Here is a 15250-nt window from a genome sequence, read left to right on the forward strand (position 1 = left end):
TTCGAGACGGCGCTGAAGAAGCGCCACCTCACCATGAGGGACTGAGTTTGGGTTATCCCTACGTCGTCAGCACAGTCTCGGTGTGCTCGACATAAGGCGGCGTTTCGAAATACGGGCCGACCAGCGCACGCCATTCGGCGAAATCGGGCGAGCCACGGAAATCGACGGTGTGGTTTTCGAGGGTTTCCCACTTGGCGACGAGACGGTAGCGCGACGGCATCTCGACCGACTTGTGCAGCTCAAAACCCTTGCCGCCCTTGGCGCGGAGGAACAGCGGCCTCGCCTTGGCGACGGCCGCCTCGAAATCCTTCTCGGTGCCCGGCTTGACGTCGATCTGTGCGATTTCAGTAATCATGGTTTCCCGACCCTTTGTTTTACGGTCGGTGTCTTTACCGCAAAGTCGGGGGTCGGTGAAGGAGCCGCCGAAAAGTGATCAGGCGAACAGCAGAACCGTGCCGACGACCATGACGCAGCAGCCGATGAAAGCGATGACCGGCAGCTTGCCGTGCTGCACGCCGTAGCGCCCCTGCGCACGACGTTCGGTGATCAGTGCGGTCTCGTATTCGTCCGAGCTCGAAAACATGCAGGCAAAGCCGGCACGGGCCGAAGCGGCAGCCGCTTCGAGCGACATCAAAGCAGTATTGGAAGTCGAGTCAGGCGAGGTCATCATGCGATGACCATAGGGATCGAATGGTAAACGGATCCTTTATCGCGCGCCGCTTGCCGTCATCGTGACCGCAGCCCGCACGACGCTCGGCTTCGCCGTTTGCCCGATCGCCGCAGCGCGGCGCCCCTGCTCCAGCGACAGCGGTTCTTCTTCCGCGGCCTGCACGCGGTTACGTCCGCTGCGCTTGGCCTGGTAGAGCGCGGTGTCCGCGGCAGCCAGCAGGACGTCGAGTTCAGTGCCGGCCGGTCCGCCGGCCACGCCGATACTCACGGTGGTCGCGACCGGTGCCTCGTCGACCTGGATACCGCAAGTCGCAAACGCCTCGCGCACGCGCTCGGCCGCCTGCATCGCCTCGTCCAGGCTGCAGGGCAACATCGCCGCAAACTCCTCGCCGCCGATGCGGCCCGACAGGTCGGTGATCCGCAGCGTATGCGTGATGACCGTGGCGAACAGTTTCAGCACCTCGTCGCCTGCGGGATGCCCGAAGCGATCGTTGATCGACTTGAAGTGATCGATGTCGAAGATCATGACTGTGACCGGGCGGCCGGCCTTCGCCTCGCGCTCGATCATCCGCGCCGTCGCCTCGGAGAAGCCGCGGCGGTTGAACAGGCCGGTGAGCGGATCGCAGGACGCGGCGACCTTGTGCGCCGTGACCGCACGCTCGGACACCAGCATGAAGATCAGGAACACCGTGCCGACCGCATAAAGCACGAGTTCGACGGCAAAGGCCGTGACCCAGATGCTGTTGCCGAAATTGCTGTGATCGCCATGCAGCAGATCGCCGAGCAGGATCGGCAGCATCAGGACGAAACCATGCAGCATCGGCACCAAAATGGTCGGCCACCGCCGTTGCACCGCCTTGCGACGCTCGTTCCACAATTCATGCGCCGTCAGCATCGCATAAAGCGCGACGATACCGGCGCCGATGGTCATGCGCAGCGACGCAGCCTCAGCCGGCAGGGAGAAGATCACCGCGATCCAGGCGATGGCGCCGAGAAACAGGCCGGCCCAGCTCGGGCTGCGGCCGTGGAACACGCGCGCAGCGTTCCACACCATGCCGCAGGCCACGAAGCCCACGGCATTGAATGCCAAAGACAGCACGTCGCCCAGGAGCGACGCGGCAAGTGTCCACAATGCGACCGATACGGCGCCGAGCAGGTAAGCCAGCCCCCACCAGTTAAGGGCCGCGATCTTTTCCTGTCGTCCGAAAAACAGCAGCATCCCGCCCAACATCGCCGCAACCAGGGTTGCCACCAAATAGAGCGTGGAAGAATCGAGCGACATATTTGAGCACCGGCAATTGTTGCGAGATTTCCAAACCATCATGATTCGGAGTGGCCTCTTCGCCATCATCGAACATACGAGTGTACCGATTGGAAATCCGTTTGCGCGCCTGCACAAGTTTTCACGAAAAACTGCATCAATCTGTCGGTATCCGGAATGTCCCGGAACGCAAAAAGGGCGCCCGAAGGCGCCCTTTTCAAAATTGTATTCACCGCATTTGCAGCAAATTTTATCGAAGCAGAAATTAGCGCTTCGAGAACTGGAAGGACTTGCGGGCTTTCGCCTTGCCGTACTTCTTGCGCTCGACGACACGCGAGTCGCGGGTCAGGAAGCCGCCCTTCTTGAGGACGCCGCGCAGATCCGGCTCGAAGCAGGTCAGAGCCTTGGAGATGCCGTGACGCACGGCACCGGCCTGGCCCGACAGACCGCCACCGGCAACGGTGCAGATCACGTCGTACTGGCCAGCGCGGGCTGCAGCGACCAGCGGCTGCTGGATGAGCATGCGCAGCACCGGACGCGCGAAGTACACTTCGACTTCACGGGTGTTGACGACAACCTTGCCGGCGCCCGGCTTGATCCAGACACGAGCGACAGCGTCCTTACGCTTGCCGGTCGCATAGGCGCGGCCCTGCTTGTCGACCTTCTTGACGTACTTCGGGGCATCCGGAGCGGACACCTTCAGCGACGCCAGCTGATCGAGAGACTGCATGGTATCCGACATTATGCGGCCCTCTTGTTCTTGCGGTTCAAAGCGCCGACATCGAATGCTTCCGGCTGCTGGGCCTCGTGCGGGTGCTCTGCACCGGCATAAACACGCAGATTGCCGAACTGGACGCGACCGAGCGGGCCGCGCGGGATCATGCGCTCAACAGCCTTCTCGACAACGCGCTCCGGGAAACGACCTTCGAGGATCGACTTCGCAGTACGTTCCTTGATGCCGCCGATGAAGCCGGTGTGGTGATAGTAGACCTTGTCGTCGCGCTTGCGGCCGGTGAAAACCACCTTGTCCGCGTTGACGATGATGACATGGTCGCCGCAATCAACATGCGGGGTGTAGGTCGGGAGGTGCTTGCCGCGCAGCCGCATTGCGACCAGCGTGGCCAGCCGGCCCACCACGAGACCAGTGGCGTCGATGACGATCCACTTCTTCGTGATCTCGGCGGGCTTTGCCGAAAACGTCTTCATTGTGAATATCCATGAAAAGGGGATATCGGCGGTGATCCGCCGAACTGAGGGCGTTTCTAAATAAGCGACCGGATTCCGTCAATGCCAAATATGGCAAAATTCGCCTATTAAATCATGACGTTATAATTATGGTTCTATAATACCCTTAAAATTACCCAACGTTCGGAATGGAATACGTCGACGTCACATGGGCGATCGGATCGGCGGAAGTGCCTGATAACAGGGTCACTTCACCCACCGCGAGGCGTTTTCCGAGCTTCAGCAGCTTGGCGGCTGCCAGCACATCCTGCCCCGGCAGGCCCTTGCGCAGGAAATTGATGTTCAGGCTGGTGGTCACCGCGAGACCGACCGGACCGATGGCCGACAGCAGCACGACGTACATGGCAAAATCGGCCAGGGCCATCAGTGTCGGACCCGATACCGTACCGCCCGGCCGCAGCATGCGTTCGCCATAGGTCTGGCGCAGCAGGCAAGTGGTACCGTCAGCGCTTTCAATCGCGATATCGCCGGCGCCAAAGGCCTGCGGGAACTCGCGCTTCAGAAACGCCTCGAGTTCAGCCACGCTCATTTTCGCAGTCGCCATGTCTCCACCCTGCTCTCGCTTGTGCCGTCCTGTTACAATATGGTGACGGTCCTGCCCAGCGATGGAATCTCAAGTCATGGTTCAACCAGCACGCGCGGAAACAGCGCGGCCATCCATTCTTCTGCGTGAAACGGTCGGCAGCATCGGCGTGTTGACGCTGAATCGTCCGGCTGCCCGCAACAGCCTCTCCGAAGGACTGATCGGCGAATTGCACGCCGCCCTCGATGACATGGCCAGCGACAAGACGGTGCGCGCCGTGGTGATCGCCGCCAGCGGCCCGGTCTTCTCCGCCGGACATGACCTGAAAGAACTTACCGCGCGCCGCGCCGATGCCGATCGCGGCCGCGCCTATTTCGCGCATATGATGACGATCTGCAGCGCCATGATGCAGGCCATCGTGCGGCTGCCGAAGCCGGTGATCGCCGCCGTGCAAGGCGTTGCTACTGCTGCCGGCTGCCAACTCGTGGCGAGCTGCGATCTCGCGATCGCCTCCGAACACGCAAAATTCGCGACGCCCGGCGTCGATATCGGCCTGTTCTGTTCGACACCCATGGTGGCGCTGTCGCGCAACGTGCCGCGCAAGCAGGCGATGGAAATGCTGCTCACCGGCGAGCCCATCTCCGCCGACCGCGCGCGCGAGATCGGCCTGGTCAACCGCGTGGTGCCCGCCGGCACCGAACGCGATGCGGCGATCGCGCTGGCAGAACAAGTGGCGCACAAGTCGGCGCATACGGTGAAGATCGGCAAGGAAGCTTTCTATCGCCAGGCCGAGATGAATCTCGCGGATGCCTATCGCTTCGCCGCTGAAGTGATGACCGAGAATATGATGGCCCGCGATGCCGAGGAAGGCATCGGCGCGTTCATCGCAAAGCGCGAGCCGAAGTGGGAAGACCGGTAATTGAAATGAACCACGACAGCTATAACGACGCCTATATCCGCGAGATCCTCAACACCGTCAAAACCGTCGCGATGGTCGGCGCTTCCCCGCAAAACGTGCGGCCGAGCTATTTCGTGTTCAAGTATCTCGCCGAACGCGGCTACGACATGATCCCGATCAATCCGGGCCAGGTCGGCAAGAGCCTGCTGGGCAAGCCGTTCGTCGCCTCGCTGCAGGAGATCGGTCGCCCCATCGACATGATCGACATCTTCCGGAGCGCCGAGCATGTCATGCCGATCGTCGACATCGCGCTGACACTCGATCCGCTGCCCAAGGTGGTGTGGATGCAGCTTGGCGTGCGCCATGATGAGGCCGCCGCCAAGCTTGAAGCCGCAGGCATCAAGGTGGTGATGAACCGCTGCCCCAAGATCGAATATGGCCGGCTGTCGTCGGAGATCCAGTGGATGGGTGTCAATTCGCGCACACTCAGCTCCAAGCGCGCGCCGATCCCGACCCAGGGCATGCGGCTGTCGCTCAATCGCAGCAGTGTCGGCGGCGGCAGCACCGCTGCGGCCGATCGCGTTGCCCAGCAAAATAACAAGGACAAGAACGACACCGCCTGACGGTGCGTTTCGCGATTTTATTTCCTTTGAAATGACACAGCGCAGCACGACTGTTGCGAAGTCAGGGCAAAATGCCGCCTCGCCTTGACGGCAGCGCTGCGCCCGATCAGGTTGGCGCCAACAAACCGCTATTCGACAGGGAGTGATGATGAACGATCGTATTCCAGGCTTCGGCACCCTCGCCGTCCATGCCGGCGCGCAGCCCGACCCGACCACCGGCGCGCGCGCGACGCCGATCTATCAGACCACTTCGTTCGTCTTCAACGACGCGGATCACGCCGCCTCGCTGTTCGGCCTGCAGTCCTTCGGCAACATCTATACGCGCATCACCAATCCGACCACAGCCGTACTGGAAGAGCGTGTCGCCGCACTTGAAGGCGGCACCGCGGCGCTCGCCGTCGCATCCGGCCATGCCGCGCAGCTCGTGGTGTTTCAGCAGCTGCTGCAGCCCGGCGACGAATTCATCGCCTCGCGCAAACTCTATGGCGGTTCGATCAACCAGTTCAGCCACGCTTTCAAGAGCTTTGGCTGGAACGTGGTGTGGGCCGATCCCGATGACGTCCCCTCGTTCGAGCGCGCGGTGACCGACAAGACCAAGGCGATCTTCATCGAGTCCATTGCCAATCCTGCCGGCTCGATCACCGACATCGAGGCGGTCGCGGCCGTGGCCCGCAAGGCCGGCGTTCCGTTGATCGTCGACAACACGCTGGCGACGCCCTATTTGATCAAGCCGATCGACCACGGCGCCGACATCGTCGTGCATTCGCTGACCAAGTTTCTCGGCGGCCACGGCAATTCGCTCGGCGGCATCATCGTGGACGCGGGCACCTTCGACTGGTCGAAAGGCAACAAATATCCGGTGCTGTCAGAGCCGCGCCCCGAATATCACGGCATCAAGCTGCAGGAGACGTTCGGCAACTTCGCTTTCGCCATCGCCTGCCGCGTACTCGGCCTGCGCGATCTCGGCCCGGCACTGTCGCCGTTCAACGCATTCCTGATCCAGACCGGCATCGAAACGCTGCCGCTGCGCATGCAGCGCCACAGCGACAATGCTAAGGCGGTCGCCGAATGGCTGTCGGCACATCCGAAAGTGGCGGCGGTGAATTATTCGGGATTGTCGGATAACCGCTATCATACCCTCGCGCGCAAATATGCGCCGAAGGGCGCGGGCGCCGTGTTCACTTTCAGCCTGAAGGGCGGCTATGACGCCGGCGTCAGCCTGGTATCGAACCTGAAACTGTTCTCGCATCTTGCCAATGTCGGCGACACCCGCTCGCTGGTGATCCACCCGGCCTCGACCACCCACAGCCAGCTCGACGACGAAGCCAAGACGCGCTCCGGCGCCGGGCCCGACGTTGTCAGGCTGTCTGTCGGTATCGAGGACAAGGAAGATCTGATCGCGGATCTCGAACAGGCGCTGAACGCGTAAGCCGAACTGCGATGCGCGTCACGCTTTAGCGCGCATCGCTTTCGCTTCGCGGATCAAGCGCGCATTACGCTGGAACACCGAATAGGTCGCCAGCGCAAACAGCACCACCAGCAACTGGATCGACAGCGCTTCCAGCGTCGGATTGAATCCGATTGCCGTGAGGAACGCACTACCCGGCGCGTCGGTCACCCCGATCATCGCCTGTTCCTGGAATTCCTGGATTGCTTCGCCGATGAACTTGATACCCATCACGAACAGGAAGGCCGAGGTGATGATGAACAGCGGCCGCAGCGGGATGCGCTGGGCAATCATGTTGATGAAGTAAAACAGTACGACGAGACCGGCCGTCGCCGCCGCCAGACCCCCGAACAGTCCGACGCTCCAGCCACCTTCGGTGGTCGCGAGCGTGTTGATGAACAGCACCGTCTCGGCGCCCTCACGAAACACCGCCAGAAACGCCAGCATCGCGACGGCGAGACCCGTATCCTGCGCGAGCGCCTGATCCGCTTTCGCCGCCAGATAGTCCTGCCAGCCGCGCGGATCCTGCTTCACCATCAGCCAGCCGCTGACATAGAGCATCAGGCCTGCCGCAAACAGGATGACGGTGGCTTCAAAGACATCACTGTGATCGCCGGAATTGAACACCGCAAAGGCCCAGGCTGCGATCAGACTGGCGAGGATTGCCGCCAGCGCGCCCAGATAGAGCGCGGTCACGCGATGGCCGCCGCCGGATTTCCTGAGATAGCCGGCCAGTGCCGCGATCACGAGTATGGCCTCGAGACCCTCGCGCAGCAGAATGACGGCAGCCTGAATGAATGCGGAGGACATGACCCAATCCCGTGTGGTGGTGCGTCGTATCTATTGCGCACTGCGCGTGAGCGAAAGCCGCACAGCCACACGACTGCGTCAACTCCGTTACAATCGTTCTAGTCGGTAACGCGCAACAGCTAGGCGGCCTTGCCGACCGCGAGGTCGAGCTGACGCTCCGTCAACGCCGCCCCGCGCGGCTTCATCCGCTCCACCTGCAGGATCGCCAGCGTCAGCACCACGATCGCGACCGCCTGATGGGTCAGTGCCAGATCGATCGGCACCTGATGCAGCAGCGTGAGAATGCCGAGCGCGGCCTGCACCGCGATCGATGCCGCCAGCCACAGCGCGCCGTTGACAACCGGTGCCCCTGCCCGTGCGCGGATCGCATCGACCACATGCCAGATTGCGAGTGCGAACAACACATAGGCGGTCATGCGATGCTGGAACTGAACCGTCAGCGTGTTGTCGAACATGTTGCGCCACCACGGGTCCTCGAAGAACAGCCGCGACGCAGACGGGATCAGCGCGCCGTCGATCTCCGGCCAGGTGTTGAAGACGCGACCGGCGCGCAGACCCGCAACCAGCGCACCGAAATAGATCTGCAGGAAGGTCAGCCCCAACAATACCCAGCTCGTCACGCGCAAGCGACTTGCCGCCAGCACCGGCGCGCGGTTGCCGAGGCGGCGCAGCGTCCAGACGATGGCGGCGAAGATGATCAGTGCCAGCATCAGATGCGCCGCGAGACGATATTGCGAGACTTCCACGCGCTTGGTCAGGCCCGAGGCCACCATCCACCAGCCCACCGCGCCCTGCAGGCCGCCAAGGCCGAAGATCACCCACAGCCGCTTCTTCAGTTCCGCGGTCAGGATACCGCGCCACAGGAACCAGAGGAACGGCAACAGGAACACCATGCCGATGACGCGGCCGAGCAGACGATGGCTCCATTCCCACCAGAAGATGGTCTTGAACTCGTGGAGCGTCATGCCGGAATTGAGCTCGCGATATTGCGGGATCTGCTTGTAGGCCTCGAAGGCCGCGATCCAGTGCGATTCATCGAGCGGCGGAATGGCGCCGGTGACCGGCTTCCATTCGACAATCGACAGGCCGGACTCGGTGAGCCGCGTCGCGCCGCCGACCAGCACCATCGCCACGATCATCGCGGCGACGCCAATCAGCCACCAGCGCACCGGGCGTAATTCCTTCGGGCGGGTTTGGGACGGAGCGGTCATTGCAGGGATCTCGGGAACAGCCGCAAAATCAGCGCCAAAATCAGCGCCTTGAATGAAATTTCGAGCCCCTTATAGTCCGCCCGCGAAGGCCTGCAAAGTTGGGCACTTTGCCTACCCCGATCTCAGACCGACTTTGGACCGCACATTTCCGTCATGACCATCCGCACCCGCAAATTCTTCGGAACCATCTTTCTGCTGATCCTCGTGGTGGTGTGGTCGCTGCTCGGCATGACCATCGCGCAGACCCCCTGGCTGGCCAATAACGGCTGGCTGCAGGCAGCCTTCTATGTCATCGCCGGCCTCGGCTGGGTGCTCCCGGCGATGCCGATCATCAGCTGGATGGGCAAAGCCGATCCTGTGGATCCCGAGGTCGGCTAGCGCTGCGCGCCCGCGCTGAGCATCACGCCGGACAGCATCACCCGCAAGGCCCGCAGCGATTGCCGCCGGCCGTCCCAGGCCAGCCGCGGCAGCGCATGTAGATCCGATCCACCATTGGCCTCTATGACACCGGGGAGCGATGTCACGGCACTGGCAAACCCGGCCTGCGTCACCATCGCGACGTGACGCTTGTCGAATGAGGCTTTATCGCCGAACGGATAGGCGAAATGTCGCGGCTCATAGGGCAGCGCGGCTTGCGCCACGGCCCGCCCCATGGCGATCTCGCGCGACGCCGCGCTATCACCGAGATTGGCGAGCGCCGGATAGTTGACCGTGCTGCTGCCGATCGTCGCCTGCGGATTGCCCGCAAACGTGGCCACATCGTCCCAATGCATCGCAGCATGATGTGACAGGGTCGCATTATCGACCGAATAGCGTTTGCAGAGATCGTCCGCCGCAACGGCCAGTTCGTGCGGCGGCAACGTCCGCAGCCAGCTATCGAGATAGTAGTAGGCGCGATATTTGTCAGCGACCGAGGCGGTTTCGAAATGCCGCTGCCTGTGATCGATGATCAGGCTGATGCGATCATGTGTTGCGATCGCCTGCTCCAGCGCCAACCACCACATGGCGCCGAGCCCATCGGCAAAGGCGCTCGGCAGATAGAGCGTGAATGGCACCTCATGCGCCTGAAGCAGCGGATAGGCGAAATCGACGAAGTCGCGGGTGCCGCCATCGAAGGTCAGCGCAACGAAGCGGCGTCCCGCACGCGGCGCACTGGCGCGGCGGCAGGCCTCATCCATGCCGACGATATCGACGGGCCAGCGCTTCAGCGCGCGGATCGTGCGATCGAGAAACCACGGTGTGATCTCGTGGGCTTTCAGCGGCTGGAACGCATCCTGCCGCGGCGGTCGCACGCGTTCAAATTTGAGGATGATACCGGCACCGCCCCGGCTGCGTTCCAGCAGACGGTGCATGCCGCTGAGATAAGTCAGCTCGAAGCCCAGCGCCAACAGCCAACCGGTCTTGTATGACACCGCAGATTCCCCCAAGCGGCGTCATGCCTCTCGCCAGTCGGCTATTGTCATTACTGTTTGTTGACATTTCTTTGCAAAGGTCGCCCCAAACCTAAAAATCTAAACAAAATCTGAAACAGGCTCGCGATGACCATGGCTGCTGTGATGGAAACACCTGTGGCGATGGCAACTGCGAGCCGCATCGCACGCGTCGATGTAATCAGCGATTTCAGCGCTGCCGAAGCTATCTGGCGCAGCCTTGAGACGTCCGAACAGCTCTCCACGCCCTATCAGCGCTTCGACTTCCAGTCGGCCTGGCAGACCCATATAGGCGTCCAGGAAGGGCTGAAGCCATTCATCGTCGTCGCCTATGACGCCGCGCATCAGCCGCTGATGTTGTTGCCGCTCGCCGTCAGCCGCGAAAATGGCATGCGCGTCGCCGGCTATCTCGGCGGCAAGCACGTCACCTTCAACATGCCGCTGTTCCGGCGCGACTTCGCGGCGCAGGCGACAAAGGCCGATATCGACGCGCTGCTGCACGGCATCCAGCAGCACAGCGAAACCGTCGACGTCCTCGCGCTGGTCCGTCAGCCCAAAAGCTGGATCGGCATCGCCAACCCCCTCGCGCTGCTGCCGAGCCAGGCCTCGACCAATGATTGTCCGGTGCTGAAGATGGTGCCCGGCGAAGCCGCGACAGATCGCATCAGCAATTCGTTCCGCAAGCGCCTGAAGACCAAGGAAGGCAAGTACCGAAATCTTGCCGGCTATCGCTACATGCACGCGAAGACGGAGGGCGAGGTCAAACGCGTGCTCGACGCCTTCTTCGCCATCAAGCCGCTGCGCATGGCCGAACAGAACCTGCCTAACGTCTTCGCCGAGCCCGGCGTCGAAGCCTTCATCCGCCAAGCCTGCACGACGCCGCGGGCGGATGGCTACACCATCGATATCCACGCGCTCGCATGCGACGAGGAAGTGATCGCGATGTTCGCCGGTGTCGCCGACGACAACCGCTTCTCGATGATGTTCAACACCTACACCATGTCGGAGAATGCGAAATACAGCCCCGGCCTGATCCTGATGCGCACCATCATCGATGCCTATGCCGAGCGCGGCGTGACCTCGCTGGATCTCGGCATCGGCGGCGACGACTACAAGCGGATGTTCTGCAAGGATGACGAGCCAATCTTCGACAGTTTCGTGCCGCTCACCACGCGCGGCAGGCTCGGTGCCATGGGCCTGTCATCCTTCGCCCATGCCAAGCGGATCGTGAAGCAGACACCTGCCCTGCTGCAGATGGCGCAAATGCTGCGCCACGCGTTCCAGCGCTGACCTTCAAGAACGCAGTTCGCAATGAAAACTCCGTCATGCCCGGGCTTGTCCCGAGTATGCACGTCTTAGTCGTTGCGTTGAGGCGAAGGCGTGGATGGCCGGGTCAAGCCCGACCATGACGAGGGTTCGTCGACTACGCCGCAAACACGCGGCCGCCCGGTCCGACCGGGTCGTTGGCCGGCGGCGCTGAGCGCAACATTTTCACATCGGCGAAGCCCACGGCCTTGAGCTGTTCGGCCATCAGCTGGCGCGCATCCATGCTCATGGTCACTTCCGGCACCACCACGGCACGGGCCTGATCGGTCAGAAGTCCCGCCGGCAGATCGGCGGCCGTGCCGGCATCCAGCAGCACGTGATCATAGACGCGCAACAGCGCATCGAGCGCCATGGTCAGGCGCGGCGACTGCAACAGCGAGCGATCGGCGCCGGCGCGGCCGGCCGCCACCATATGCAGGCCCGACATCCGGTCCTTGGTGATGACCTGGCCGAACGAGGCCTCGCCCAGCATCAGCTCCGCCAGTCCGGGCGCGCACGGATCGTTTGATACGGCTTCCAGCGTCGGCGACGACGAGGCCAGATCGACCAGCACCACCTTCGCATCGCGCGACAGGATGCGCGACAGGGTCAGCGCGGTGAGCGTGATGTTGTCGTTATGGCCGGTGCCGAGGATCGTGATCTTCCGCGCCGATTTCCCGGCAGCGCGAAACTCCTGGGCAAGCTGCTCGATTTCGCTGACGCCTGCGGCCAGCTCGGGATGGGTATCGCGCACCACCGGCTGCGGCGCGGCAACGGGAGCCGGCTCGGGCACGATGCCCGGCGCAACGACAGTTTCCGGCTCACGCACGGCAGCAGGCACCTTATCCTCGAACGGCTTGAACGGCGGCTCGGTGACGCGGGCCTGCGCGACCGGCACCATCGGCGCAGCGCCGCGCGGCGCGGTCATGCGCAGCAGCTCGCTGGTGACGATGCCGCCCGCCGTGAGCATCAGCGTTGCCAGCGTCGCGATCAGCACGATCGGGAGTTTCTTCGGATAGGCCGGCGTATTGGACACGATGGCGCGGGAGATGATGCGGCCATCGGTCGGTGCCGCCTCGATATTCTCACGCGTGGACGCCTCGCGGTATTTCGCCAGATAGGACTCGAGCAGATCGCGCTGCGCCCGCGCCTCGCGCTCCAGCGCCCGCAACTGCACGTCCTGGCCGTTGCTGGACGTTGCCTGACGCTTCAGCTGTTCGAGATTGTTGGTGAGGCCATCGACGCGGCCGCTGGCGATGCGCGCATCGTTCTCGAAGATGCGCGACAGTTTCGCGGCTTCGTCGCGCAATTGCTTGTCGAGATCACCGAGCTGGGCGCGCAGCTCCTTGATGCGCGGATGCGCGTCGAGCAGCGTCGAGGACTGTTCGGCGAGCTGCGCACGTAGCGTCACGCGCTGCTCGGAGAGCCGGCGGATCAGATCGGAATTCAGCACTTCCGAGAATTCGATCGGCTTGCCGGTCTGCAGCATGTCCTTGATGAGCCGCGCCTTCGATTCGGCATCGGACTTCAGCGAACGCGCATTATTGAGCTGGCTGTTGATCTCGCCGAGCTGCTGGTTCGAGAGCGACGTATTGTTGGTGCCGATGAACAGGCTGGACTTGGAGCGGAATTCCTCCGCGCGCGCTTCCGCCTCGACGACCTTCTTGCGCAGGTCATCGATTTCGCCGGACAGCCATTGCCCGGCCGATCGTGCCTGGTTCTGCCGCGCGTTCTGCTGCATCACCAGATAACCGTCGGCGATGGAATTGGCGACGCGCGCGGCGAGTTCGGGATCGCGCGACTGGAATTCGACAACCATGACGCGCGACTTGTCGACCGCATAAGCCGTCAACCGCTCGTAATAGGCATCGAGCACGCGCTCTTCGGGCGTCATCGAGAACGGATCGCGGCCAATGCCCATCAGGCCGAGCAGCGACCGCCATGGCTGCGCACCCTGCAACACCGGATCGAATTCCGGACGCTCCGCAAGCTTGTTCTTCTTGATGATCTCCCGGGCGAGATCGCGCGACAGCAACAGCTGCACCTGGCTGGTCACGGCTTCCGCATCGAGAGAAGTACGCTCTTCGTTGCGCTCGCCGCTTGGCCGCAGGAAAACGTTTTCACGCCCGTCGATCAAAATGCGCGCTTCCGACTTGAAGCGCGGCGTGATCATGTTGACGATGACGAGCGAGCCGACAAGCGCCAGCAGCGTCGGGACGAGAATCCACGTCTTGCGGCGGACGAGCGCCTGCCACAGCGCGCGCAGATCGAGGTCGCCGAGATCGGGCGCCGGCGCAGCGATCACGCGCTCTGCTTTCTTCTCCGGATTTTTGCGAGAAACCGGGTTTGGCATGGTTGGCGCCTTGATGGCCCGTTCGACCGACGCATTGCCCTTGCCTGCACGCCAGAATGCCAAACGCATCGCCTACCCCACCCAAACGCCACTGCGTCTACTCAACGGAATCGATTAAAGACGATTAAGGTTGCCGCGCGGTTAATTGGCAGGCTGATACCGGGACGTTGCAGCGGAAGCCTGAATCCACACGTTTTTTTAACGACGAAGGCTCTTATTGGATTCAATTGCTTCAGGGATTTTCCGATGTGCGTCCCAGCTCCCGGCGACGCCCTCCTCGTCAGCGAATGCCGATTCTGATCATGAGCGCACCTTCGGACACGCCGCTTCGCATCCTGCACGCTGTCCGCGCGCCGGTCGGCGGCATCTTTCGCCACATCATCGATGTCGCCAACGGCCAGGCCGATCGCGGCCATGAAGTCGGCATCGTCGCCGACAGCCTCACCGGTGGCGACCGCGCCCGCGATGCACTGGCCGAGATCGCCCCGCGCCTGAAGCTGGGCACCTATCGCCTGCCGATCCACCGCGAGCCACATCCGGGCGACGTGCTGGTCTGGATGCAGTTCATGCGCCTTGTCAGCCGGCTGAAGCCCGACGTGTTGCACGGCCATGGCGCCAAGGCCGGCGCCTTCGTGCGCCTGAAGGCAAAGTCGAACAACGTCATCCGCATCTACACGCCGCATGGCGGTTCGCTGCATTATCCGCAGAACACCGCGAAAGGCGCCTTCTACAGCCGCCTCGAACGCGCGCTGATGAACCGCACCGAGCTGTTCCTGTTCGAGAGCGCCTTCGCCCGCGATACCTATCAGCGCATGATCGGCACGCCGTCAGGCCTCGTGAAATGCGTGTTCAACGGCGTGACATCGGGCGAATTCGACCCCATCGACCCCGCCGATGACGCCACCGATGTCTGCTATGTCGGCGAGTTCCGCCGCATCAAGGGCGCCGATCTGCTGGTCGATGCCATCGCGCGCCTGCGTGCCGACGGCCAGCCCGTCACCCTGACGCTGGGCGGCGACGGCGAAGAGACCAACGCATTGAAGGCTCAGATAACGCGCCTCGGCCTCACCGACGCCGTGCGCTTCATCGGCCATGTCAAACCGCGTTACGGGTTTTCGAAAGGGCGCCTGCTGGTGGTTCCATCGCGCGGCGACTCGATGCCCTATGTCGTGATCGAGGCCGCCGCCGCGGGCATTCCGATGATCGCCGCCAATGTGGGCGGCATTCCGGAAATCTTCGGGTCGCACACCTCCGCCTTGTTCCAGTCGAACAATGTCGACGCCATGGCCGCGGCGATCAAAACTGCTCTCGATGACATCGCCGCCGCGCGCGCCCGTGCACAATTGCTCCGTGAGCGCATCGCGGAACATTTCTCGCAGGATGCGATGGTCGAGGGCGTCATCGAAGGCTATCGCAGCGCATTTGCGAAACGTTAACTCTCCTTAACCTGTAACCAAATCTTCCGATTTGTCCGG

Annotated in this window: 16 protein-coding genes; 6 read left to right on the forward strand and 10 right to left on the reverse strand. The window is 62.6% G+C overall.

Translation table 11 applies throughout. The features are described 5' to 3' along the window. Window positions 1-58 precede the first annotated feature (58 nt). The 6 genes from AC1DUY_RS03745 to AC1DUY_RS03770 all read right to left on the reverse strand — a co-directional run bounded on the left by AC1DUY_RS03745 (window position 59) and on the right by AC1DUY_RS03770 (window position 3719). A complete protein-coding gene (locus AC1DUY_RS03745; RefSeq protein ID WP_184516135.1) occupies window positions 59-355 on the reverse strand; it encodes an antibiotic biosynthesis monooxygenase family protein in 297 nt (98 codons plus the stop codon). A 78-nt stretch (window positions 356-433) separates the two neighbouring features. After that, window positions 434-670 (reverse strand): hypothetical protein, encoded by a 237-nt coding sequence (locus tag AC1DUY_RS03750; RefSeq protein ID WP_184516132.1) that lies wholly within the window; start codon window positions 668-670, stop codon window positions 434-436. Window positions 671-706: 36 nt separating this feature from the next. Then, window positions 707-1951 (reverse strand): GGDEF domain-containing protein, encoded by a 1245-nt coding sequence (locus AC1DUY_RS03755; protein WP_478112305.1) that lies wholly within the window; start codon window positions 1949-1951, stop codon window positions 707-709. A 244-nt stretch (window positions 1952-2195) separates the two neighbouring features. Continuing rightward, window positions 2196-2672: a 30S ribosomal protein S9 gene (gene rpsI, locus AC1DUY_RS03760; RefSeq protein ID WP_089264585.1), complete on the reverse strand. Its 477-nt coding sequence runs from the start codon at window positions 2670-2672 to the stop codon at window positions 2196-2198. After that, window positions 2672-3136 (reverse strand): 50S ribosomal protein L13, encoded by a 465-nt coding sequence (gene rplM, locus AC1DUY_RS03765; protein ID WP_089264586.1) that lies wholly within the window; start codon window positions 3134-3136, stop codon window positions 2672-2674. The genes rpsI and rplM overlap by 1 nt, the downstream gene beginning before the upstream one ends. A 151-nt stretch (window positions 3137-3287) precedes the next feature. Beyond that, a complete protein-coding gene (locus AC1DUY_RS03770) occupies window positions 3288-3719 on the reverse strand; it encodes a PaaI family thioesterase (RefSeq protein ID WP_068730919.1) in 432 nt (143 codons plus the stop codon). Window positions 3720-3795: 76 nt separating this feature from the next. On the opposite strand from AC1DUY_RS03770, the gene AC1DUY_RS03775 reads away from it, so the two are divergent. The 3 genes from AC1DUY_RS03775 (at window position 3796) to AC1DUY_RS03785 (ending at window position 6648) form a co-directional block, all read left to right on the forward strand. After that, entirely contained in the window at window positions 3796-4617 is an 822-nt protein-coding gene (locus AC1DUY_RS03775) for an enoyl-CoA hydratase (protein ID WP_478112308.1), read from the forward strand. Window positions 4618-4622: 5 nt separating this feature from the next. Continuing rightward, complete coding sequence (locus AC1DUY_RS03780; protein WP_309944137.1) at window positions 4623-5219, forward strand: CoA-binding protein; 597 nt, start codon at window positions 4623-4625, stop codon at window positions 5217-5219. Window positions 5220-5367: 148 nt separating this feature from the next. After that, window positions 5368-6648, forward strand: coding sequence for an O-acetylhomoserine aminocarboxypropyltransferase (locus AC1DUY_RS03785; protein WP_068730964.1), 1281 nt, complete (start codon window positions 5368-5370; stop codon window positions 6646-6648). 18 nt (window positions 6649-6666) lie between these two features. Here AC1DUY_RS03785 and AC1DUY_RS03790 read toward each other — a convergent pair whose 3' ends face one another. Then, window positions 6667-7476, reverse strand: a complete 810-nt coding sequence (locus tag AC1DUY_RS03790) for an FTR1 family iron permease (protein ID WP_478112311.1) — start codon at window positions 7474-7476, stop codon at window positions 6667-6669. A 119-nt stretch (window positions 7477-7595) separates the two neighbouring features. Further along, on the reverse strand, window positions 7596-8687 hold the full coding sequence (locus AC1DUY_RS03795) for a COX15/CtaA family protein (RefSeq protein WP_478112313.1): 1092 nt from the start codon (window positions 8685-8687) through the stop codon (window positions 7596-7598). A gap of 153 nt (window positions 8688-8840) precedes the next feature. Here AC1DUY_RS03795 and AC1DUY_RS03800 point away from each other — a divergent pair, with 153 nt between their 5' ends. Next, window positions 8841-9065, forward strand: a complete 225-nt coding sequence (locus tag AC1DUY_RS03800; RefSeq protein WP_175367111.1) for a DUF2842 domain-containing protein — start codon at window positions 8841-8843, stop codon at window positions 9063-9065. On the opposite strand, the gene AC1DUY_RS03805 is transcribed toward AC1DUY_RS03800, so the two are convergent. Continuing rightward, on the reverse strand, window positions 9062-10099 hold the full coding sequence (locus AC1DUY_RS03805; protein ID WP_478112315.1) for a polysaccharide deacetylase family protein: 1038 nt from the start codon (window positions 10097-10099) through the stop codon (window positions 9062-9064). The genes AC1DUY_RS03800 and AC1DUY_RS03805 overlap by 4 nt on opposite strands. A 126-nt stretch (window positions 10100-10225) precedes the next feature. On the opposite strand from AC1DUY_RS03805, the gene AC1DUY_RS03810 reads away from it, so the two are divergent. Then, a complete protein-coding gene (locus AC1DUY_RS03810; RefSeq protein ID WP_478112317.1) occupies window positions 10226-11407 on the forward strand; it encodes a GNAT family N-acetyltransferase in 1182 nt (393 codons plus the stop codon). 133 nt (window positions 11408-11540) lie between these two features. On the opposite strand, the gene AC1DUY_RS03815 is transcribed toward AC1DUY_RS03810, so the two are convergent. Beyond that, window positions 11541-13844 carry a GumC family protein gene (locus AC1DUY_RS03815; RefSeq protein ID WP_478112319.1) on the reverse strand — a complete coding sequence of 768 codons (2304 nt, stop codon included), beginning with the start codon at window positions 13842-13844 and terminating at the stop codon, window positions 11541-11543. Window positions 13845-14077: 233 nt separating this feature from the next. Here AC1DUY_RS03815 and AC1DUY_RS03820 point away from each other — a divergent pair, with 233 nt between their 5' ends. Beyond that, the gene (locus tag AC1DUY_RS03820) at window positions 14078-15211 is read left to right on the forward strand and encodes a glycosyltransferase family 4 protein (RefSeq protein ID WP_478112321.1); all 1134 of its coding nucleotides are present in this window, start codon (window positions 14078-14080) and stop codon (window positions 15209-15211) included. Window positions 15212-15250 lie beyond the last annotated feature (39 nt).

It is taken from the genome of Tardiphaga sp. P4_G1 (assembly GCF_056401215.1).